Annotated in this window: 22 protein-coding genes; 11 read left to right on the forward strand and 11 right to left on the reverse strand. The window is 51.2% G+C overall.

All coding sequences use genetic code 11. The features are described from left to right. Nucleotides 1-133 precede the first annotated feature (133 nt). Nucleotides 134-1141 (reverse strand): carbohydrate porin, encoded by a 1008-nt coding sequence (locus tag O5O45_RS29850; protein WP_305902903.1) that lies wholly within the window; start codon nt 1139-1141, stop codon nt 134-136. A gap of 706 nt (nt 1142-1847) precedes the next feature. On the opposite strand from O5O45_RS29850, the gene O5O45_RS29855 reads away from it, so the two are divergent. The 5 genes from O5O45_RS29855 (at nt 1848) to O5O45_RS29875 (ending at nt 6835) form a co-directional block, all read left to right on the forward strand. Then, nucleotides 1848-2480, forward strand: a complete 633-nt coding sequence (locus tag O5O45_RS29855) for a cupin domain-containing protein (protein ID WP_305902904.1) — start codon at nt 1848-1850, stop codon at nt 2478-2480. 142 nt (nt 2481-2622) lie between these two features. Next, a complete protein-coding gene (locus O5O45_RS29860) occupies nt 2623-3243 on the forward strand; it encodes an aspartyl/asparaginyl beta-hydroxylase domain-containing protein (RefSeq protein WP_305902905.1) in 621 nt (206 codons plus the stop codon). After that, nucleotides 3227-4345 (forward strand): phytanoyl-CoA dioxygenase family protein, encoded by a 1119-nt coding sequence (locus O5O45_RS29865; protein WP_305902906.1) that lies wholly within the window; start codon nt 3227-3229, stop codon nt 4343-4345. The genes O5O45_RS29860 and O5O45_RS29865 overlap by 17 nt, the downstream gene beginning before the upstream one ends. 35 nt (nt 4346-4380) lie before the next feature. Next, nucleotides 4381-5700, forward strand: coding sequence for a methyltransferase domain-containing protein (locus O5O45_RS29870; protein WP_305902907.1), 1320 nt, complete (start codon nt 4381-4383; stop codon nt 5698-5700). After that, nucleotides 5693-6835: a sulfotransferase family protein gene (locus O5O45_RS29875; protein ID WP_305902908.1), complete on the forward strand. Its 1143-nt coding sequence runs from the start codon at nt 5693-5695 to the stop codon at nt 6833-6835. Before O5O45_RS29870 ends, O5O45_RS29875 begins: the two co-directional genes overlap by 8 nt. Here O5O45_RS29875 and O5O45_RS29880 read toward each other — a convergent pair. Next, on the reverse strand, nt 6819-7103 hold the full coding sequence (locus O5O45_RS29880; protein WP_305902909.1) for a 2OG-Fe(II) oxygenase: 285 nt from the start codon (nt 7101-7103) through the stop codon (nt 6819-6821). The two genes, O5O45_RS29875 and O5O45_RS29880, sit on opposite strands and share 17 nt — an antisense overlap. A 185-nt stretch (nt 7104-7288) precedes the next feature. Then, on the reverse strand, nt 7289-7513 hold the full coding sequence (locus O5O45_RS29885) for a hypothetical protein (protein ID WP_305902910.1): 225 nt from the start codon (nt 7511-7513) through the stop codon (nt 7289-7291). 238 nt (nt 7514-7751) lie between these two features. Between O5O45_RS29885 and O5O45_RS29890 the strand changes: the two genes are divergently transcribed. The 3 genes from O5O45_RS29890 to O5O45_RS29900 are packed head-to-tail and all read left to right on the forward strand — an operon-like array spanning nt 7752 to nt 11218. Continuing rightward, nucleotides 7752-8267, forward strand: coding sequence for a GNAT family N-acetyltransferase (locus O5O45_RS29890; RefSeq protein WP_305902911.1), 516 nt, complete (start codon nt 7752-7754; stop codon nt 8265-8267). Between the two features lie 53 nt (nt 8268-8320). Further along, nucleotides 8321-9457, forward strand: coding sequence for a nucleotidyltransferase domain-containing protein (locus O5O45_RS29895; RefSeq protein ID WP_305906256.1), 1137 nt, complete (start codon nt 8321-8323; stop codon nt 9455-9457). Nucleotides 9458-9475: 18 nt separating this feature from the next. Beyond that, on the forward strand, nt 9476-11218 hold the full coding sequence (locus tag O5O45_RS29900; RefSeq protein ID WP_305902912.1) for an ABC transporter ATP-binding protein: 1743 nt from the start codon (nt 9476-9478) through the stop codon (nt 11216-11218). 20 nt (nt 11219-11238) lie between these two features. On the opposite strand, the gene O5O45_RS29905 is transcribed toward O5O45_RS29900, so the two are convergent. After that, a complete protein-coding gene (locus O5O45_RS29905; RefSeq protein ID WP_305902913.1) occupies nt 11239-13131 on the reverse strand; it encodes an asparagine synthase-related protein in 1893 nt (630 codons plus the stop codon). Further along, a complete protein-coding gene (locus O5O45_RS29910) occupies nt 13128-13967 on the reverse strand; it encodes a 2OG-Fe(II) oxygenase (protein ID WP_305902914.1) in 840 nt (279 codons plus the stop codon). The genes O5O45_RS29905 and O5O45_RS29910 overlap by 4 nt, the downstream gene beginning before the upstream one ends. Before the next feature lie 190 nt (nt 13968-14157). Here O5O45_RS29910 and O5O45_RS29915 point away from each other — a divergent pair, with 190 nt between their 5' ends. Further along, on the forward strand, nt 14158-15057 hold the full coding sequence (locus tag O5O45_RS29915; RefSeq protein WP_305902915.1) for a hypothetical protein: 900 nt from the start codon (nt 14158-14160) through the stop codon (nt 15055-15057). A 23-nt stretch (nt 15058-15080) separates the two neighbouring features. Here the strand turns inward: O5O45_RS29915 and O5O45_RS29920 are convergent, their stop codons facing one another. Both O5O45_RS29920 and O5O45_RS29925 read right to left on the reverse strand, forming a co-directional pair. Continuing rightward, nucleotides 15081-15218, reverse strand: a complete 138-nt coding sequence (locus O5O45_RS29920; protein ID WP_305902916.1) for a hypothetical protein — start codon at nt 15216-15218, stop codon at nt 15081-15083. 75 nt (nt 15219-15293) lie between these two features. Beyond that, the gene (locus O5O45_RS29925; RefSeq protein WP_305902917.1) at nt 15294-15578 is read right to left on the reverse strand and encodes a PqqD family protein; all 285 of its coding nucleotides are present in this window, start codon (nt 15576-15578) and stop codon (nt 15294-15296) included. Between the two features lie 259 nt (nt 15579-15837). Between O5O45_RS29925 and O5O45_RS29930 the strand changes: the two genes are divergently transcribed. After that, nucleotides 15838-16140, forward strand: coding sequence for a DUF6916 family protein (locus O5O45_RS29930; RefSeq protein WP_305902918.1), 303 nt, complete (start codon nt 15838-15840; stop codon nt 16138-16140). Between the two features lie 72 nt (nt 16141-16212). Here O5O45_RS29930 and O5O45_RS29935 read toward each other — a convergent pair whose 3' ends face one another. The 4 genes from O5O45_RS29935 to O5O45_RS29950 all read right to left on the reverse strand — a co-directional run bounded on the left by O5O45_RS29935 (nt 16213) and on the right by O5O45_RS29950 (nt 18549). After that, nucleotides 16213-16743, reverse strand: coding sequence for a phage tail protein (locus O5O45_RS29935; RefSeq protein ID WP_305902919.1), 531 nt, complete (start codon nt 16741-16743; stop codon nt 16213-16215). Nucleotides 16744-16761: 18 nt separating this feature from the next. After that, nucleotides 16762-17301 carry a phage tail protein gene (locus O5O45_RS29940; RefSeq protein ID WP_305902920.1) on the reverse strand — a complete coding sequence of 180 codons (540 nt, stop codon included), beginning with the start codon at nt 17299-17301 and terminating at the stop codon, nt 16762-16764. A 77-nt stretch (nt 17302-17378) separates the two neighbouring features. Next, complete coding sequence (locus O5O45_RS29945) at nt 17379-17909, reverse strand: phage tail protein (protein ID WP_305902921.1); 531 nt, start codon at nt 17907-17909, stop codon at nt 17379-17381. A 115-nt stretch (nt 17910-18024) separates the two neighbouring features. Further along, nucleotides 18025-18549 (reverse strand): phage tail protein, encoded by a 525-nt coding sequence (locus O5O45_RS29950; protein WP_305902922.1) that lies wholly within the window; start codon nt 18547-18549, stop codon nt 18025-18027. Nucleotides 18550-19577: 1028 nt separating this feature from the next. On the opposite strand from O5O45_RS29950, the gene O5O45_RS29955 reads away from it, so the two are divergent. Next, a complete protein-coding gene (locus O5O45_RS29955) occupies nt 19578-20417 on the forward strand; it encodes a sulfotransferase family protein (RefSeq protein WP_305902923.1) in 840 nt (279 codons plus the stop codon). Nucleotides 20418-20422: the final 5 nt, after the last annotated feature.

The raw sequence follows: 20422 nt of genomic DNA on the forward strand, positions 1-20422 counted from the left end.
AGCGCTGGCGTAAAAAAGCGTGAAGCGGAGCCGCCTCCAACTTCACGCTAAAAATGCGTAAACGCAAAAAAGCGCCGCACGTGGAAGCGGCGCAATCAACACAGAAAGGAAGGAACGAGAGTGGCCTTTCTTCTTAGAAAGTGTAGTTAATGCGAGTCCTTATTTTGTGGAGGTCGTCATCGGTATCGCCCGCCAGATTGTCCGCGCTGGAGGTGGAGCCGGCGAAGGTAATGGATGCATTGTCAATATTGAACAGAGGCAATGTGTACGCGACATACAGTGTTGATACTGTTGGGTCGTCTTTAGCGCCAGTGTCGCTGATGGAGTGAATGGCGCCCAAACCAAATGCGCCGTAAGTGACGTTCGCGCCCAATGAGGTCACGGTGATATCTGAACCGGCGTCTTCAATTTCTTCGCGCGCGGCGTTCAAGTTGATGCTGGCTCCGCTGAATCTGATGTTTCCGGTCAGACCAAAGCCGCTCTTATCGATTTCAGTTTTGGTAGTGACGCCGCCAGAAGTCGTCTCCTGATCGTATTTCAGTACTTCATATCCAGCCGTCAGACTGAACATCTCGCCGGTGAAGGTCACGCTGGGACGCAGGCCGGAAAAAACTTCTTCGTTATTGCCGTTTTCATCTGAGTCCCCCCAAATAGACGCTAGCTCGAAGCTTAGCGTGGAGCTGGGGCGCACGTGCAGCGCAAACTGGCCGCCATTGTCTCCTGCGCGACCACGCACCAGGTTGGCTTCATAGACCCTGGCTCCCATGCCGTCGCCAGCATGTGCGACAACCGTATCTTTACCCAGAGGGAACAGGTTCACGGCTTCAAAGCGGCCCGCCTGCACGTCCCAGGTGTCGTTACCGAATTTCACCCACATATCGTCAGTGGCGGTGTCGCCGTTTTTCTTCAACAGGCCGGATCCCTTGCCTTCCACAAAATAACCATTGAGTTCGGTTTTGCCGGTCACATTCACTTCGATACGGCCGCCTTGTTCGAATTTGGTGTCGCTGTCTTTAGCGTCGATGATGTCTGTATCAAGTTCGATATTGGCGCCGATGCCGAATTCAGCGTGTGCTTGTGAGATACCCAGCGCAAGGGAGACCGCCAGAGGCAAAGTCTTCATGAAATACTTATTATTCATAAATGCCAGTTTCCTGTTGTTGTTTTCTCTGTTGAGATAAGCGCCCGCGGCGCGGCTTTCCGGATCAATCCGCAATATCGCCAAATCTAACCGGCATTGCGGCCGAAAAACTTAAGGTAGCCTCATCCTAAAACGAGAAAATTCCCGCCGCTTACGCGAAAAATAAGAAATATTACGAAATAGTAAGATCCTGGTAGGCCATATGGCCGGTATTTAATATCGATATGCCGTAAATGTGCGTTGGTTTAGTAAAACGGATGGCTTGAGAGCGCCGCAGGGGCGGCTTTGGGGACATTACTTTATGTGCGAGTTGTTTTATCTGGCGACCGAGGCTTATTTGCGTTTTATTCCATCTCAGCGTCAACGATGGCTTATCGGCGCTGAAATGTAAGGATCCGTGGCGGTAGACGGCAATTTGATTCGATATGTAAGCCCCTGTATTAGAAATGCCTTTTTATTTTCTGCGTAGACCTTGAACTCGGCGTTCGAGTTAATGAATCTTTTAACAAAAAGTTTCTATGACCCACTTCTCACTTTGGAAAAGTTGCGACTATATTTTAAACAAGTTGAAAGCTTCTGGAGGAAGTGGGCGAAGGATAGGATGCTTGTTCAGCTTGTGAAGTACTTGGAGAAGCTTCTGGCGGAAGCCATGCGCTCTTGCTGCGGCTCCTCACTGTTTCAGGCTGGTGGTTAGGGGTGTCGAATTATGAGTGAAGTCAGTCGTCTAATTGTCCCTGATGCTTATTGCGCGCGTCTTCCAGCGAGTTTTGACGTATGTGGATTATTGCGTGACCTTGAAATGCTGCTGATTGCTTTTTGGGAAGGCAATTTCAGCGCCTGTAACTTCAACGACGGATGGGATGCGTTGCCAGTAGACGGGTTAATGTCCGGCAGCGGCTTCGCCTCTTCATGGCCGGGCGCTGACGTGGTTGCGTCATTGTGTAAAGGAGAGATGCGGGATGTGTTTGAGTACCTGCAATGTCCGTTGGTGTCCGCCAGAATCATGCGACTGAATCCCGGCGTTGTGATAGATCATTACCAGTCTTTGAACCCGTTGGAGAGAGAAGACGTTGTACGTTTGCAGGTTCCTATTTCTTTAAGTGAGAGTTTGACCTTCCGTATTAATGAGACGCCTGCGCAAATGGCGGAGGGAGAAGTCTGGTATTTCAATCCGGGCCTGTCTCAATGGGTTGAAAATGAAGGGGGAGAGGCCTCTGTCTACCTGGAAATAGACTGCGTTCTCAACGACTGGCTGTATACAGAAATTAATCGTGCGCGCATGCCCAAACTGGGGCTGGCGGATGCGGACAGGGAGGCTTATTACGGCTATCCGGCGTAACTTAATGGCGGAGGCTAAGCGATCTCCACAAGGCGTCATTTGACTGCGTTTTCGGTGAGACGCGGTCAGGCGAGCACACTCTTGTTTGCGCCAGGGCATGGGATGTTGGCGCGAATGATCAAAACAGAAAGGATCTCAGGGAATGACAGAGCCGATTTCATTCGCCAGGCTTGATATCAGCGTCGACCTCCCCGCCTTGAAGGCCGATCTGCAACGTATTTGCGAATTACCCTGGTTAAATCACGTCAATCAGCGCGACTACAGCGGTGAGTGGGATGTCATGCCGTTGCGCTGTCCCGCCCATTACCGTGAAGCGCATCCGATTTTGCAAGGCTTCGCCATAGAAAGCTGTGACGACTGGGCGGACCTGCCGGTCTTGGAGCAGTGTCCCGGACTGCAGGGGCTTCTGAGGGCGCTTCGCTGTCCACTTAAATCCGTGCGTTTGATGCGGCTGCGACCCGGCGCGGAAATTAAACCTCATCGCGATCACGGACTTTCTCTGGAGCACGGCGAAGCCCGTCTGCATGTCCCCATTGAAAGTCATGAGCTGCTGGAGTTCTGGGTGAATGATCACCTTGTTCCCATGCAGGAAGGGGAATTGTGGTACTTGAATGTGGATCAAACACACACCGTCATCAATCGGGGAGACTGCGATCGCGTCAATCTGGTTATCGACTGTGTGGCGGACGAATGGCTGCGAGAAAAAATTGCGACCAGTCTGTTAACCTGTCAAGGAAGGTATTTTGATGAGCTATGCCCATAATAATGGCTCAGAGGCTGCGCTATCCCATTCATCTTCACAGACTCTAATGTGCGAAACGCTGCCTCCTGCGGAAGAAGTGGGAGAGCTTGGCGTCCACCGTCTCAAGCGGCTTTGGCATAAGACGCGCCTGAATAAAGACGGCAAGCTGGAGGAACGGCTTCGACAGGAGGAATGGCGAACGGATGTGGCGCTGATGAATTTGCTGGGGGTGGGGCTGGATCAGTGCCTGGGGTTTCTTTACGGCGACCAGCCGAGCTTCGCTGAGTTTGAACGCTGGGTTTTGAAACACAACCCCGGTGGCTTAAGCAATGCGCGGATCGATGATATCAATCGAGTTCTGGGCGGCCATCAGGCCGGAACCTACACACAGCGGCTGGATGACAAGGACATCCTGGAAGGCCCGCAGTGTGGCGACGCCCCTCAATTTCTGAGTGAAAGCCAAGTTGCGTTCTGGCGTGAGAACGGATACCTGGTGGTGGAAGGCGCGCTGGATAAAAAGCAATGCCAGGCTTCCGTGGACGTGATCTATCGCTTTTTGCAGAAAAGCCCGGATCGGCCTGAGACTTGGTATCGCACGCATCAGGCGCAGCAAAACATCATGGTGCAATTGTTTCGTGATCCGGTGCTGGACGCCAATCGTTCTTCCGAAAAAATGCGTCAGGCATATGCAGATATCTGGGGAACGGAGAGTTTGCAGTGTTCCATTGACCGGGCGGGTTTCAATCCGCCGGAAACGCCTCATTATCAATTTTTTGGAACCCGGCTGCATTGGGATGTGGATTTCAGCCGCGCGCCGGAATTACGCACGCAAGGGCTCATCTATCTTACTGACGTCGCCGAGAATCAGGGGGCTTTTCATTGCGCGCCGGGCTTTCACCGTCAAATGCGTGACTGGATGGCGCAGTTACCTCCGGGCGCCGATCCAAATCAACAAGACCTCTCTCATCTGAAGCTCAAATATGTCGCTGCGCCTGCGGGCTCGTTGATCATCTGGCACCACTATCTGCCCCACGGCGCGAGCCCCAACAGGGCGGCGACGCCGCGTGTCGTGCAATATTTGAATATGACGCCGCTTCCCTGTGCGGAGGCGACGCTGCGTTAAAAACTCATCATGAATAACACATAAAAAGGAATGCAATGATGACTGATGCTGGAGCCAATGATCCCATAAGCGCTGAGGCCATTATTGATGCGACGCAAAAGTTGCTGGGCGCGACCTTCGCCGGCGACGCCAAACCTCACCTGGATGCACTGGTCAGTGCGCTCGCCACAGTGACAGGAATTGATCTCTATCCATCCTGCTATAAAGAAGACCTTTCTACCCAGACAGGTTTCGGCAAGGCGATTTCGCCCCTGGAGGCGGGTAGATGCGCATGGGATATCGAGCGCACGCGGATATTCATGGCGGGCGTCTATCAGGCGATACAGGATGTGCTGCAGCGACAGGACAGGGTCGAGCTGCTGTATGCGGGCGCCGGTCCATTCGGGCTTCTATTGGTTCCGTTGGCGCCGTTATTTCCCGCGGACAGGCTGAGGGTGACGCTGCTGGATATCCATGAGGCCTCTCTGGAGGCGCTGCAGAAGGTGATTTCTCTACTGAAGGTCTCGGATCGGGTTGCACATATTGTCTGCGCTGACGCTACTGTCTGGACCCCTCCCGAGGGCGAATCCTATGACATTCTGTTATCGGAAACGATGAAGCATATGCTGCAACAGGAGCCGCAAGTGAAGATCTTTTCGCACTTGCAGCAGTTTCTAAAGCCGAATGGTATGTTGATTCCCTCTTCTGTGCAGCTGGATGCTTGGCTGCATTCTCCAGAAAGCGGCGGGAATATCCACTTGGGAGAGCTGTTTACTCTGGATCGCTCAATGGCGGCGGCGCTTAATGCCGGTGATGATTCCTGTCTCATGGGCTCTCTGTTAGTCCCCGACTGCGGCGAGGATATGACGGATCTCAAGGTAACGACGTTCATCCGTATTTATGGCGATCATTGCCTGCAGGAGAATCAATCACAGTTAACGTTACCCAGATATAAGAGAAATATCCGTCCGGTTCCTGGCTGCACGCTGGATTTTCGCTACCTCTTGAATGATTTCCCGGATTTTGAGTTTTCCTATCGCAGCCGTCCCGCGACGGAGGAACTGCCTTTGCCTGATAGTACGGAAGTGGGAGAGTTGGGCGTTTATCACCTAAAACGGATATGGTCGAAAGCCGCGCACGCCAAAGTAGGCAAGCTGGATGAAACGGTCCGGAGCCGAGAATGGCTATTGGATCAGTTGGTGTTTGAGCTGTTGGGCGCCCCGATGGAAAAGGCCCTGGCGACGATATATCAAAGTCGGCGCTTTCAGGACGTCGAACGGTGGTTTCGAGAGACGTCCGAGGAAGAAATCAGCGCCCATCGGGTCTCCGCCATCAACGCCAGAGTGATGGATGCGCTGGCGGCCTTGCGTGGATAGTCGCGAGTTCTATTCGAGGTTACTTGAATCTGAGGAGGCGTTAGCCCTGTGTGTGGCCTGTCATCAGTTTGATGAGTTGCTTCTCACCCTAAAACAATATGCCCGTGTCGAGGCGCAGAATGAATCGGACCTCATATCGGCGCTGATCGCCTGCAACGGTGAGGAGTTCGAACCGAATCTGTCTTTGCTGTTGCGCCAGTGGACGCCCGTGCGCTATGAAGCCGCGCGCAAGCGTGTGATATGGGGCGTGGCGCCGACCGCGCGAGACTGGGCGCCTTTTTGGGATGAGCGAATCGCTACGCAAAGGGCGCGCTCGATTATTGGAAGTATCGTTAAACCCGCCACACACATTGAGTATCTGATCCGGCATTCCCGCTTATTCGCCGACGTGCGGCCTGCGGGCTTCATTTTTCATCTGTCCCGTTGCGGCTCAACGCTGGTGTCAAACCTGTTGGCCGTATCGCCCGCACATTGCGTGATCTCTGAATCCAGCGCACTGACGGAACTACTGTTAGATAAGGATCTGAGCGACAGTCAAAAGGCGGAAGCCCTGCGTTTTCTGCTGGCGGCCCAGGGGCTCGCCGGAGGTTGCGATCAGAAACTGATTGTAAAGTGGAATGCCTGGGATATTGGCTTCTGGCCGCTTCTGCGCAGGCTCTATCCCGACACGCCATCCGTGTTCGTCATCCGCCGGCCAGAAGAAATACTGGCGTCTCATCAAAGGCTTGCCGGAAGGCATATGGCGGCAACAGACTTGTCTGTGTTGTCTCATCTTGTGGCGAAAGTGGATGACGCCGCTTCGGACGTATTGCTGTCCTACCAGATGGAGGTATTGGGCGCGCTTATGAGCAGCATGGCGCAGTCGCTGGATAGCTCGGTACTGGTTGTGGATTACACGGAGCTTCCAGATGCCGTGGAGAACCGCATCGCAGATCACTTTGGCGTGTCTTTCACTTCGGATGAATTGCAGCTTCTGAAGAGCAGAGCGGGGCAGTACTCAAAAGACCCAAGCCGCTCTTTTCGGGGGGATAGTGAGGATAAGCGCAGAGTATTTTCAGCACAGGACGCGAGCATGATCTCCCAAAAGCTGGATGGCCTCTATGCTCGCTTACTTCAGGCTAGGCATACCAGATAGTCTGGCTGTAACGGACCTTTCCCGCCGCGGACTTGGCGAAGGGCGTAACGCTGTGGAGCAGGTTGGGCTTGAAGATAATGCAGCGATTGAAGAGGGCGGATAAGGTCAAGTCCTCCCCGCGCCAAGTTTGAATATTGAGTCCGCCTTCATCTTCCTCCAGCCAGTTCGGCGACAAGTAAAACACGATACATACATGCCTTGTTACCCCCGTTCCCTTGTCGGTATGGGGGCGCAGGTATTGTTGCTCGCGCAGCGCGGTTAACAGCATATCCTGGCAACGCATTTCCCTGGGCGGGCGGGGGTCAGGCTGGCGGCGTAATGGGCGAACTGGCGTTGTACTGAGCGCTGCTGAAATCTCATATACCTGAGACTGGCGGGCGTCATCATGAATTCCGGTTTGGGGCCCTGATAACGCGACATATGAAAAAATCGCCGCTGCTCGTCGAGTTCGGCTCACTCTTCCGCGGACACTTTGATATCGCTTTGATATGCGCCGTACACGGGAGAATAAGATGCTTCGTGAGCGACAAAGTGAGCCAGCTTGGCGGCGACTTCGCGCCGCAGAAAGCCATCCAGATGAACCAGGCCATTCTCGGCGAAGCGCTTTGCATATTCTTTAATCTTGGATGAGGTTAAGTGCTCTTCTGCAATCCAATAAGCAAGTTCCGACTGTTGCATGAGGCTCCGTTTTGTCGATTACGCGCTTTGGCTTCCCGCCAACCCGGCTGCGTCCGTTCACGACAGCCGGCTTTTCACATTGGGAAAGGGCGTTTTCCAGCATAGGACGCTTTGCTCAGGGAATCCAATGACTCAGTCAACCTTGCATCACGCAGGCCCGAGCTATACTTGTTGCATGGATGAGAGCGCATCCCGGTTTATTTCGTGAGCCGGTCTAATAAAAAGGGGTCAAGGATTTATGAAAATTAAGGATGTGAAATTAGGGCAGGGCCTGGTTGTCCGCCCTTCGAACAGCGCCGACAAGGCATTTCTGGAGCAACTTCATAACAGTACGAGAGAAGACCTGCGTCTGATAGACGGCGAGCGCGACTTTGTCGAGTCTATCATCGACATGCAGTTCAAAGCGCAACAACAGGGATATGGCGCGCAATTTCCCAACGCTATGTATTTCATCATTGAAAAGCAGCATGAGCGCATCGGTAAGGTCACTATCGATTTCGGTCATAACGAAGTGCATGTCATCGATATCGCCTTTATTCCGCAAGCGCGAGGCAAAGGTTTCGGAGAGGAAGTTATCCGCAGCCTGCAGGCCGCCGCCACGCAAATCTGCGCACCGCTGACGCTAAGCGTGCTGATGCAGAACGTCGCAGCAAAAAAACTCTATTTGAAACTGGGGTTTATCACCGAATCCATCTCTCCCCCATATGAACGAATGATGTGGCGGCCTGAGATCGCGCAACGTGTGATGGTATGACAGCTGCTGCGTTAGAGAGGGTAAACAGACATGCGTCTTATCAATTGCTGCGCATGTGTCTGACTCATGACACAGCGTCTTTGTCGGCCCTTAAAGAGGCCTGTTTGCAACTTGAAAGCTCGGATTGGGAATGCTTTATACAACAGTTAAGGTGGCACCGGGTTACACCATTAGTGTGGCGAAAGTTAAGTTCGATTGCGGAGTCGATTCCAGGTGGCGTTAGTAAAAAAATTTGCCTGATGGAGCGGGAAGCCAGATTCCGTAACCTTAAGCACTATGCTGAACTTGAAAGAATTGGCGGGCTTTTGCAAAAAAATAGGCTGCCCTATGTTTGTTTAAAAGGACCGGCTTTGTCGGCGAGGTTATATCAGGACGCCTCACTCAGAGAGTGTCGCGATTTGGACGTGTTGGCGCCACGCGAGCATATTACGGTGTTGGGGCGTTTGTTGAAGGAAGCAGGTTATCGCCGAGTGACTCCCTCTGACAGCGCATCTCCTCTTGTGGTGGAGGCCTATCTAAAGAGCAATAAAGACTTCATTTTTCATAATGCTTCGCGAGATATTTTTCTTGAGCTACATATGCGGTTGGACGACAACGAGTATGTGCTTCCTGAGCTGGGAGAAGGATTGTTTGAGCGAGATTATCCCTACTATAAAAATGAGTTCGGGCATGTCTGCCTGAGTGCTGAAGATGAGTTCATTTATCTGGTGATGCATGGGGCCAGATCATGTTGGGCGAGATTAAGCTGGTTGTCTGATATCGATGCGTACTTGTCCTGCGGACAGGTCGATATAGATGCTGTCGTGGCGAAAGCCCGCCGCTGGAAAGTGGAGCAACCCGTTCTCGCTGCGCTCCTGATGGCGCACAAATTGTTATCCTCGTCATTGCCGGCGGCGCAGTTGGCGCATGCGCAAAAGAGTCGACCCGCGCGCTTGCTGTGTTCAAGGTGGGAGCATGCCAACCAGAGCAAAAAATATCTAAGCCCTATTGAGCAGTATGTGCTGCTATGTTTTTTTTCATTTAGTAAACAGTATCTGATGCGCCACTTAACTCAGTTTTTTCGTATATCGGCTAATGATATCGCGCTTCTCAAGCTGCCCAGATGGATGTTTCCTTGCTACTACCTGCTGCGGCCCTTTTTGTGGAGTTGGCGATACTTTATTTCCAGGAAAAGGGTGTGGGTGGATTAGATTTCAAAGGGCGGTGGTTTGAAACGAGACATTAAAGAAGGACTCTCCTCGTACGTCGCAATGTCGTGGCGTTATGACAAACACAGCGTTGTTCTGCTCACGGTTCTGCTCTTTGTTCTCGCTTTTGTCCAGGGCATTGGCGTTTTGGCGCTGATTCCACTATTGACGCTGGCGGGAGTCGATGCTGGATATGAATTAGGTTCCCAGTGGAGCTGGTTAGGTTCTAAATTGGAACTGACAGAAGCGTTAATTATTTTCGTTGCTATTATCGCGCTCCACGCGGTCATCAAATATTTTCAACAGATACTCGCAGCAAGATTGCAGACTGAGCTTGCTGTCAGTCTGAGAGGGCGGCTGACAGCGAAAATATTGGCTTTTCCCTGGTTGCGCTTCACTCAGTTTCGAGCCTCTCATTTGGCCCAGGTTTTAAATCATGAGGTGGATAGAGCTTCGCAAATATCTCTCCTGCTTACCCAGCTTGTATCTTTGGGTTGCGTGCTGAGTGTATACAGCGCGATCTCTTGTCTGACTTCCCCTGGTTTGACGCTAGTCGCGCTGACATGCGGCGGAGGGATCTATGGGGGCGCGCGCAGGTTAAATCGGCTGAGCCTTCAAAATGGCGAAAAAGGTAAAGCGCTGCGTCAGACCTATTTCTCCGCCGTAAGTGAGCATATGCAGGGGATGAAAGTCGTAAAAGCCTTTGGGCAGGAGAAGCGGGCGCATGTCGACCTGGAAGTGCAGGCGCAAAGCCTGGGAAGGACGTTGTTGCAATTCAAGAAACTCAGCGCCATGGTCGCCCTGTATTATGAAATCCTTATCGCCATATGCTTGGGAGGGCTTTGTTATTTCTTTATTACCTGGGTGAGGCTGCCCGCGGCTGAATTTATCGTACTGCTTTTCCTTTTTTCCCGCTTCGCGCCAATCTTAAAGGACATGTCCTATCGGTATCAGCAGATACTCAATATCCTGCCCTCGTACATTGAAGTAGTGGCAATCTTAAACTGCGATGGCAAGGAGGCATTGGTCGATAATAACCGGGAGGCGAAACTCATAACGGTCACGCGCAGCATCCGTCTCGAAGGCGTGTGCTTTAACTATCCGTCGACGTCAGGACAGGATTCGCTCCGCGACCTTTCAATCACTTTGCCTGTTAACAGCGTTACGGCGCTGCTCGGGCCTTCCGGCTCTGGAAAGACGACCACCGCGGATATTCTGTCTGGACTGCTGACTCCGTCAGCCGGACAGGTGCTCATTGATGATACCGAACTAACCGAACAAGAGATTGCGCAGTGGAGCCGCTCTGTTAGCTATGTAACGCAGGAAAGTTTCCTGTTTAACAAGAGTGTGCGTGAAAACTTGCTTTGGGTTGCGCCTTGGTGTGAGGAAGCGGAATTGTGGGAAGCATTGCGGAACGCTTCGGCGGAGAGCTTCGTCAGAGAGCTGCCTCAAGGCATGGATACGCTTATCGGTGAGCGGGGTGACTTGTTATCAGGAGGGGAGAAACAGCGGCTTGCCATCGCCAGGGCGTTATTGAGAAAGCCGGCTTTACTTATCCTGGATGAAGTCAGCAGCGCTTTGGATGAGGTTAATGAAGCTGTGATTATCGAGACGATTCAAGCACTGAAAAAAATGACCACAGTGCTTGTGATTACGCATCGGCAAGCCTTGCTGGCCTGTGCTGATTTTGTGGCGCATATGGAAGGTGTCGGTGACGCGCAGGGCCTAAAAAGCACCTCTCATGAGCTGCAGGGCGCCCTGTAGTGGAACTCTTTTTCCCGTCTCTACAGGCGTTGAAACCAGCGTAGGAATACCAGGCTCTGTACTCCGAAATCCACCACTTTTCGTGCGAAGTCGACGCCTTTGTGAGGTCTCCATGAGGCGCGTTGATTGAGTTCTTTTATGGCGCGCTTGATCCTCTCTACGTCGATATAGTCTCTCACTGGATCTGTTGCAGAGACGTCGTGAATAATACTCTCATAGACAGCAGCGTCGGCTTGCATCAGTCTGTAATAACTTGGCGAAAAAGGCCTTTTATCTTTACGCCATTGAATTTCTGGAGGAAGCGTTTTTTCCATCGCTGCGCGAATGAAATAACGTCGCCATCCCTTCTGTACGAACCATTCATCTGACAGTCCCAGGCAAAAGGTTAATACCCGCACATCCAGATAAGGAAACGTGTTGCGGATGTGAAAGTGCGGCGAATACCACTCTCTTGGCGTGCGTCCACTTGAGATAACCTGCAGGCGTTTGTTCAGAAGTGATTGGCCTGAGGATAGCGGTTGTGATGATGGAGCGGCATACAGATCTTGCAATCTGCTGGCCAGCGGCGGCCTGTTTTCCTCTATTAAATAGCCTTTCATTTTGTGGCGTATGTTGCGCAGAAAGGTGGGCTCCAGCGGCGCCAGAATCTCGTTATGAACTATGCTGCGTGGCGATTGGGAATAGTTTTTCGATAAATGAAGAACCGTTTCCTTCAGCTTTCCCCATTGCCGTTGTTGTAGCAAATACTGCAAATAGCCTTCGCCGGTCCAGCTTGGCCCCCATTCCCCGCCTACGCCATCCAGAACGATGCGCGCCCCTTCGCTCTGGGCTTTGGCGTAGAGCGCTGTATAGATATGTGGATTGAGGTTCACGGGAAGGCTGGTCATGTCGTGTACTTGGTGTAGTAACGCAACGGGACCTGATACAGGCGTTATGTAATGAACTGGCAATTGCTTGTCACGCGCAACGATATCAATAAATCTCCTTTCATCTTGCTCTGGATCTTGATCGGTCAAGCAGGAGGAAAGTGCAAAAAGGGGATGGGAGAAACGGTGCTGCTGGTCAGCGGCAGTGCAACTGATAGAGGAGGAATCCAGTCCGCCGCTTAGCAGTGTCGCGACGGGAAAGGCGCTGCGCATTCGACAAGTCACCGCCAGGCGGAATGTCTCTCTAAACGCCTCAAGGGTTTCCTCCGGACTCTGAAAGTTAAGGGGTTGTGGTTGAAAGCTGTAGTAACTGCTTTTCTCAATTTTCCACCCCATTTGTCCGGCAGAGGGCGGGTAAACAATCAGGCGCTCGCCACCAGTAAGCCGGGTTACGCCTTCAAAGCAAGTACGTTCAGGCGCTTCCCGTCTGCGGCCCGATGCGAGAATTGCGAACCCTGCTTCATCCAGCTTTTTGTCCACCCCCTGCGCAGCCAGCAGCGCCTTAACATCTGTTGCGAAAGCAAAAAGGTCAGCGGAGTGATAATAGAGTAGAGATCGGGTTCCCATTGGGTCATTTGCTATAAACAGACGATGTTTGCCTTTGTCCCAAATGGCGAAGCAGAATTCGCCCAGGAAATGGTTTACACAGGCTAAGTCCCAATGACGATACGCCCGGAGCACTAGGTGACTATCACCCAGCAAGGACAAGTCGTACCGATCGATTCCCAATGCGCTGGCAAGCTCTTCTCTGTTGTCCAGTCGGGCGTCCGCAGTAATCACGACCTGCCGGTCATTTGATTGCGCAGGCAATACCTCAAATAAAGACTCCGGCGTGGTGTGCAGCATATTGTGGCAAAAGCCGAGTTGCGTCCGCCGCCAAATATTCCTCCCGTCGGGTCCCCGGTGCGACATGGCGTCTGACATGGCGCGCATGTCCGCCTCAGTGACGACTTTCTGGGAGTGATATAAACCGGCGAGGCCGCTCATGAACTGGCTCCCTGCGCTGCGGTACTTGTCTTCTCTTGAGAGGGAAGCGCTTCGCAAATATGGCCATTGATGGCGAATCTGCCGTTCATGATGTCTCCTGATGGCTCGAAGACTTCAAGTACTTCGTGAAAAAATCCGCTAGGGAATAGCACCATTGTATTGAAGTGAGGAGGAAGGGTCTCAATACGGTTGTGTGAATAGATATTGTTTTTTCTATCTGTCGCATAGAGCCGCAACTCTCCTCCTGAAAACCTTTGCGGACGCCGATGGAAATAGTAGGCGAAGCTGATTCTGCGTCTGCAGGGAATGCGTTTGCCTGATTCGTCACCATAAGTGGCTTGATCGTCGCGATGACGGTGAAAGTAAGATCCGTTGGGATAACAGCAAAACTTTAGCTCTATTTCGCTGATTTCGAACAAGGCGATTCCCAGCTGTGAAGAATATTTTGATAACTCCCTGTGAAGGATTGGCCTAAACCATAATTCCATTTTTTTTGTCAGCTCAAGATCCTTCAGGCGTAAGCTCTTTCTTACCTCTGGCGCTATGTCTACGGCGCCTAAAACTCTGCCCTCTTCAAATTTGCCGATGTGTGTATCTGCGTCATTCAAAAGCTCATCAATGAGTTCAACAGGCAACAAATCAGGAATGATCACATGAGGGCAGGAAACGACGCCGATGTCCTGTTCTTTCTGCTTGGAGATCGATGATAGTAGATCATGTGCATGAGGGCAGTTGGGGGTCGCTTGCAGATGTTGCGTCAGCGTGGATTTTGCTTTTTCAAACTGATCGTAGGAAATATAAGTTCTGGCAAGTTGAATCAGGTCCAACGTTTCCATAGCGCTCGTTCCCTGCCTGGTTATTTATCCGCTGAACTAATCTGCAACTGGAGCCACCTTGTGGCCTGAAGCATCTGCGGCTATACATTTTTATTAGAGATGTCTCAATTATGGGTAGTAGTCATCTTTTTAATTATAAGCGTAGACTAAAAGCCTCCTTATTAAAGGGAGCTCTAAGGGAAGAGACTGAATGTACTACTACCAAGTATATGGGTTGCAAATACAGACTGAGTTTGAGTTTCCATGGCTAGTGCAAGGCGGAGATGGGTCTGATCTGTCAGTCGTTTGGGGAGTGACGCCATTGCGACTTGAAAAGGTGGTAAAAGAAGGAAAACGCTATCAGGCTAACGAAAGTGAAGCGCTGATATTTGACGATGAGGGGGGACGTTTCTGGGTGCGTTCCTGGCGCGTAGTCGTGACACCGGCGGAATCAATGCAAAGTTGGAGTATCTTCGCTCACGTACTGGGGTCGTGTTTAGGGGCGATATTACAATGGCGCAGGCGCCTTGTGTTGCATGCTTCCGCTGTACGCTTACCTCACGGAGGCGCGCTCTTGTTTTGCGGTCATAAGACTGCGGGAAAATCGAGTATGGCGGGGCTCTTCTATCATAAGGGCTATGATCTTCTGAGTGATGATATTTGTCCATTATCGTTAGAGGGGAGTGACGTCAGTTTATACCCCGGTTTTCCAAGACTTAAGCTATCGCCGGAAATATTGCTGACTATGGGGGAAACGGCTGAGAATTATCCTCGTTTACCCTTTAATACCAGGATCAAACACTGCTTTCCGGCGCGGCGTAATTTCTCCTTAGAAAAGGCGTTTGTGCAAAAAATTTATATCCTGAAAGAGGGGCGGGAGCTGAATTTGCGGCAGCTAACGCCTCAGGAGGCATTAGCTGGATTATTTGAGCACTGCTTTAGGAAGGTGTTTCTGGTTTCGCATGAGCAATTGCAAATGTTGCTGAGCGCTTGCGCGGCTCTAGCTGGCGTGACGCCCGTTTATTCTTTGCAGCGCCCTAAATTGCTATCGGATGCGATTAGTATCGTTGATGTGCTAGCGGCGTCAGAGTTTGAGGCGTCTACAGCTTAAGCGACGCCTAGCGGTGGCTGAGACTAGGAGCGAGAGTCTCCGCCGGCGCCTCCATCAGCTCCATCACCAACTAAGCCTTGAGCCTGATTGGCGTCCATGACAGTGAAGTCAGGTGTTTCCCATTCTTCATTAACTTTAGTTTCTTCGTTTTCCTGGTCCATAGTGTAAATACCCTTTATTTCAATTGAATTTGGCCACACTGCAGGAGAGGCGAGAAGGTTGTTCTTTTAAGTTGTTCATTTTTGCGCTTTGATGACGCCTTTTTCCTGCAAACGATTGAGCAGGTTGAGCACATCTTTTTCACAGCGCTCGGAGTCGACGTTATATCGTTCACGAAGGCGATCGCACAGAGTCGACACTTTTGTAGGAGAGTCCAATAGCCTCCAGACGGCGGACGCGGAATGGTTCAAGTCATAGAACTCACCGGCATTGACGCTCATGACGACAATACCTTGATCGACAGTACAGGAAACCTGTTTGTCGCTATGCATAACCACATCGTCCCTTGTAATGGCTTCCATGTGTTTCCTCCATATTGGGGATTTGGCGGAGGTCCACGTACTGCATGTGGGCCGGTCAAAGAAGGTACAGCCGCTACTTGAGCATAGACCTGAACCTTTTGATTTATCAAGTTATGTCTGCTCCCGCGAGACATTCTCTAACGAGGAGTGTATTGAGTCGGTCCCGCTTTCATTAGTTTGTCTATACTTACTTGGCGCGCGCATTAATCTGCGCCTGCAATCTGGTTATACCTCAATAGAACTCAGCAGGGAGATGCCGATGTTTACCCACGACCAGTTTCAATCCAACCAAGATAAAACTTTCTACGCCACTTATGATTCCAGCCAGCCGCCTTTGGAGTTAACGTTGGTGGAAGTATCGGATAAAAAAGAACTGGGAGGCGGTTTTGAAAGCTTCTCGGTCATCTTCAAGGCGGGAAAAGACAAGGGCCTGATGCCGCAGCAAACCTGCGCGGTTAAGAACGATAACTGCGGCGCGCACGATATCTTTATCGTACCCGTCGCGGAAAAAGACGACTGCTATTTGTATGAGTCGGTGTTCAGTTACAAAGTAGGTGGTTGATAGCGGTTATCGAGCCTGATTTTTGGCGAGAGTTATCAAGAAGGGCGCATAGCGCCCTTATCTGGTTCGGTTTTAGTTTCTTGGTGGATAAATGCCGTCCAGCGCGATACAGAAAGAAAGAGTCAAAAAGGGTTGCCGGTTTTCGAGCGCACTGCTATTGCCCGTATTGGCAAGCATTTGAGGATGCATCGGCGCGAGATCGCCCAACGGAGGTTGCTTGTAATCAGGCTGAGGGTCGCCCCCTTGATAGGCGAATAGCTGGTTTTGCGGCTCAGGGGTTGTCCCATGGGAAGCAACTGCCATAAGGGCGTGTGTATGCCGGGGAATTTGTATCTCATCAAGCACTGTGTAGGGAAGTCCTCCAAAGCTGGATAATGGGCGAGGGCTCAGACCTAAACCTGTCCCAGCGTGCAACGGGCTTCGGCATTGAAGATTAGGTAAGCCCATAGTAGTTCTTCCATCGCCTCCGTAGAGGGTTCCAATAAGAGAAAATAAAGCTGGGTTTTGATCTATAGTGTTTAATTGTCCGTCACAATACGCCCAATTTGCAGGAGGGAAAGCAAACGAGAATATGCGGACTTCTGCGATAAATGGTTCAGACATAGCTCCACATTCCTTTGGTTAATTGCGACTTGGATATGTGCCTTTGAGCGAAATTATAAAGTTCAACGCTAAATAGGGCATCATGAGGGAATGCGGGTAGGTCTGTTGATTTGAAGTCCCCCCAGCGTATCCCACGGACTCTGACGCCAGGGACGTTATATTGCCAGTCGTTGTGTAAAACGGAGCCGTGGGGTCAGTAACGCCGGTCACTTGGTTTGCGGGAAATATATCCGTAGTGACGGCGTCATTTGACGCCATAAGGGTGTGGGTGTGTCGCGGCATATTTTCCATCGTCAAAGTGACTGATTCGACGCCGACTCTGGCTCCAATAGGGTAGGGGGTTAGTCCTGGCCCTTGTCCAAAGTGCAAAGGAAGACGGCCACGCATATCCGGTAGGGCGAAAGTGGTGCGTCCATCGCCGCCATAGTAAGACCCCAGTAAGCTAAATAAAGCGGCCTGCTGCGAGGCCGCCAATACCTGCCCATCGCAAAAGCTCCAGTTATATGGCGCATAAGTAGCTGCGAAAATACGTATCTCACCTAGAAATGACTCTGCCATTTTCTCCTCTCCTTGTCCGCTGCCGCGGTCTCTGTATCGACGTATGCGAAATATCTATGACGAAAGATGCTGAGCCTCTAGTTTCGCGGTGGAAAAATTCCCTCTAGGGCTATGCAGAATGAAAGACCCAAAAAAGGCTGACGATTTTCAACCATTGAACTCAGGCCTGTGTACGTCAACATTCCTGGAGACATGGCCTCTAGATCTCCAAGGGGCGGCTGTTTGTAGTCAGGTTGTGCGTCCCCGGCCTGATAGGCGAACAGCTGGTCACTGGGCTCGGGGGTTGTTCCTGCTTGTCTGGCGGCATACAGGGTATGTGTATGATAAGGTATCTGTGCTGTTGCGAGTTGAACCTCTGGCAATCCACCATAGTCTGCTAAACGGTACTGAGTAAGGCCTGGGCCTTTACCTGTTTGAAGAGGGCTGCGCCCTTGAAGATTGGGGAGCCCCATTGTCACTCTGGCGTCGCCGCCATATATATCGCCTATCAAGGCGAAAAGGGCTTGGTTTTCATCAATAGGGATGATTTGTCCATCACAAAATGACCAACTGCGGGGAGGGTAGTTGAACCCAAAAATTCTTATTTCGGCGATGAAAGGCATTGACATGCTTGTGACCTCCGTTTCTGAAGACGCGCTTGGCTCAAGAGTAAAGTTTGACCGTGGGGAATATGGTCTTTACTGATCGAGCTGGTCGATAAAGTAAGCATACTTGCAACCCTCGTTAGTTGCGCGGGGGAAAGTAGCCTGAAATAGCAATGCAGAAGTTTATCGCCAGTGAAGGCTGTATGTTTGGGAAGGACTTTGTATCTCCACTACTAGTACCGCCAGTCATGCCGACAGCATTAGAATTCATGGGGACAGGATTGGTGAGCGGACGGTAGATGTCAGGAGTGGCGGCTAATATGCGCTGGTCATTGGGGCCGCCTTTATCGGCGTCTTCCGATGAGGCGTAAACTGTGTGAGTATGCCGGGGTAATGTGCTTTCAGTTAATGTTACGGTCTCAGTCCCCTCATTCTGTCCCAGGGTATATTCGTACTGGGATAACCAGCCCCGGTGTACTGGCGCTCGGCCTCTCAAGTCCGGTAAAGCGTAGGTCGTTCTGCCATCCCCTCCATAATATGTATTGATAAGGGCGAAAAGCGCTGGGTTTTGGCTGATTTGCTGGAGATCCCCACTGCAAAAAGCCCAGTCTTTGGGAGGAAAGTTAAAAGCCATCATGCTGATCTGTCCGAGATAGGGTTCCATAAGCGGCTCCTTGTTTGATCCTTGTACGCGCATACCTGAGGCGTGGGGCGCCGGTTAGGAAGGTATGCTGCTTGAGTACACAACAGCAAAACAGGTCCGCATGCGGAGGCGGGCCGTATACAGAAGCCTAGTAGACCTTTTTTTGTACAGCAAGGAGGTCTCGTTTTGACCGCTGGCGATGCGTGCGCCGTGTTTGCTCCTGAAGCGATTTCAAACCGGCGTGAGCGGGCCCATTTTCCAAATCTGGCGAGGGGCCTCTTGGTAAATAAGCTGACACTATGAGGCGGGCCCTCCCTCAGAATCAGGCAATCGTCAATGATCCGCGACAGATCCTGTAGGGGGTATTCTTAATTTCCTCTACTCGTTTGCGCTTTCCCATACCTCCGTCGCAAAGGTCACCCACCTTACCGAGGGACTGTCGCTCCAAGTGGTGGTATGTATTAAAGCAGTTCAATTTTTAGCCTTGTAAAAAAGTTCAATGAACTATACTCACTAACAACGCAGGACTGAGGACAGACAAGGAAAATGGATTGATGTTCATAGGCAGGCGATATACAGGGGGAATATTGGTGAGTGGAGACTCAATTTATTTTGCGTTGTTATCCCTGTTATTTTATTGCTTTTTTTATTTATCCATCCTCTCACACCGGCAGATGAGGAGAGTCAGTTGGCGAATTTCAACCAACGCTAGTGTCATCCCCTCAAGCCCTTTCCCGGCGTTACCGAAAAAGAATTCCTTTCAATTGACGAAGAGCGGAAGTCGCCCTTCGACGCCATTCGCCCTGCTCCCCCAGGATATCTGAGGGAAATGACAAGAGCTGGCGGACAACGACTCAATTTCAGCTCTGATCAATTTGAATCAGGTCACAGTTGATGGTGAATCCCATTTCCCCAAATCGGATGTTAGTCAACCACCTGTATGGAGATGAGACTATCGATCTTGCGCGGAGCCCTTTTTCTGGTTCCCCGATAGAGTTCTTGAAGAGGCGTCGATACGAAGGAACTCGTTTCCATCGAGGTCATTACTGATGTCTGTATTTCATTTTATCTCCGGGCTTCCTCGTTCAGGCTCCACTCTGTTAGCGGGCATCCTTCGGCAGAACCCGCGTTTTCATGCGGCAATGAGTAGTCCAGTCGCTGCCCTGATGCAATCCAATCTTGAACTGATGGGGGCGGGCAGCGAGTTTTATACGTTCTTTGACGAGCACCGGCGTAAGGATATATGCCGTTCCGTCTTTAATGCCTATTACCGGCAGTATGAAGACAAGAGTGTGATCTTTGATACCAACCGTCACTGGACGGCCAGAATGCACCAGTTGGTGGAACTTTTTGACGACTTCAAAATTATATGCTGTGTCCGCAATCCTGCCTGGATAGCGGATAGCTTTGAGTGCATTTATCGCAAGAACCCTTTCGACTATAGCAAGATGTATTCACCCGCCACGCGTTTGACAGTGTATTCCCGCTGTGAGGCCCAAATGAGTGCGACCGGTATTGTCGGCAGTGCTTGGACCGCTCTGAAGGAAGCCTATTATGGAGAATATTCTGAACAGCTTATCTTGATCGATTACGACATTCTCACCCAACACCCACATAAGACGCTTGAGCTCCTGTATCAGTTTATTGGAGAGCCCTGCATCGACCATGATTTCGATAATGTTGAATATGAAGAAGGCGAGTTTGACGCCAATCTGGGTGCACGTGGTTTGCACACCGTGAAGCGCAAAGTTTCTTTCAAACCCAGGCGTTCCATTTTGCCCCCCGACTTATTCAACAAATACCAGGAAATGGATTTCTGGCAGGACACCAAGGGAACGGCGGCACACATGATTGTCCCCAGGAAAGCGGCTCCAAGCAAAGGGGATTGAGGTAA

Origin of the sequence: Hahella sp. HNIBRBA332 (assembly GCF_030719035.1) — a bacterium.
Lineage (GTDB): Bacteria > Pseudomonadota > Gammaproteobacteria > Pseudomonadales > Oleiphilaceae > Hahella.

What these genes read in the sequence shown, in the direction of transcription:
- O5O45_RS29850 (WP_305902903.1), bottom strand. Translation starts at nt 1,141, where the DNA reads ATGAATAATAAGTATTTCATGAAGACTTTGCCTCTGGCGGTCTCCCTT.
- O5O45_RS29945 (WP_305902921.1), bottom strand. Translation starts at nt 17,909, where the DNA reads ATGTCAATGCCTTTCATCGCCGAAATAAGAATTTTTGGGTTCAACTAC.
- O5O45_RS29880 (WP_305902909.1), bottom strand. Translation starts at nt 7,103, where the DNA reads ATGCTGTTAACCGCGCTGCGCGAGCAACAATACCTGCGCCCCCATACC.
- O5O45_RS29870 (WP_305902907.1), top strand. Translation starts at nt 4,381, where the DNA reads ATGATGACTGATGCTGGAGCCAATGATCCCATAAGCGCTGAGGCCATT.
- O5O45_RS29910 (WP_305902914.1), bottom strand. Translation starts at nt 13,967, where the DNA reads ATGGAAACGTTGGACCTGATTCAACTTGCCAGAACTTATATTTCCTAC.
- O5O45_RS29890 (WP_305902911.1), top strand. Translation starts at nt 7,752, where the DNA reads ATGAAAATTAAGGATGTGAAATTAGGGCAGGGCCTGGTTGTCCGCCCT.
- O5O45_RS29905 (WP_305902913.1), bottom strand. Translation starts at nt 13,131, where the DNA reads ATGAGCGGCCTCGCCGGTTTATATCACTCCCAGAAAGTCGTCACTGAG.
- O5O45_RS29915 (WP_305902915.1), top strand. Translation starts at nt 14,158, where the DNA reads ATGTACTACTACCAAGTATATGGGTTGCAAATACAGACTGAGTTTGAG.
- O5O45_RS29955 (WP_305902923.1), top strand. Translation starts at nt 19,578, where the DNA reads ATGTCTGTATTTCATTTTATCTCCGGGCTTCCTCGTTCAGGCTCCACT.
- O5O45_RS29950 (WP_305902922.1), bottom strand. Translation starts at nt 18,549, where the DNA reads ATGGAACCCTATCTCGGACAGATCAGCATGATGGCTTTTAACTTTCCT.
- O5O45_RS29930 (WP_305902918.1), top strand. Translation starts at nt 15,838, where the DNA reads ATGTTTACCCACGACCAGTTTCAATCCAACCAAGATAAAACTTTCTAC.
- O5O45_RS29860 (WP_305902905.1), top strand. Translation starts at nt 2,623, where the DNA reads ATGACAGAGCCGATTTCATTCGCCAGGCTTGATATCAGCGTCGACCTC.
- O5O45_RS29865 (WP_305902906.1), top strand. Translation starts at nt 3,227, where the DNA reads ATGAGCTATGCCCATAATAATGGCTCAGAGGCTGCGCTATCCCATTCA.
- O5O45_RS29940 (WP_305902920.1), bottom strand. Translation starts at nt 17,301, where the DNA reads ATGGCAGAGTCATTTCTAGGTGAGATACGTATTTTCGCAGCTACTTAT.
- O5O45_RS29855 (WP_305902904.1), top strand. Translation starts at nt 1,848, where the DNA reads ATGAGTGAAGTCAGTCGTCTAATTGTCCCTGATGCTTATTGCGCGCGT.
- O5O45_RS29920 (WP_305902916.1), bottom strand. Translation starts at nt 15,218, where the DNA reads ATGGACCAGGAAAACGAAGAAACTAAAGTTAATGAAGAATGGGAAACA.
- O5O45_RS29895 (WP_305906256.1), top strand. Translation starts at nt 8,321, where the DNA reads ATGTGTCTGACTCATGACACAGCGTCTTTGTCGGCCCTTAAAGAGGCC.
- O5O45_RS29925 (WP_305902917.1), bottom strand. Translation starts at nt 15,578, where the DNA reads ATGGAAGCCATTACAAGGGACGATGTGGTTATGCATAGCGACAAACAG.
- O5O45_RS29935 (WP_305902919.1), bottom strand. Translation starts at nt 16,743, where the DNA reads ATGTCTGAACCATTTATCGCAGAAGTCCGCATATTCTCGTTTGCTTTC.
- O5O45_RS29885 (WP_305902910.1), bottom strand. Translation starts at nt 7,513, where the DNA reads ATGCAACAGTCGGAACTTGCTTATTGGATTGCAGAAGAGCACTTAACC.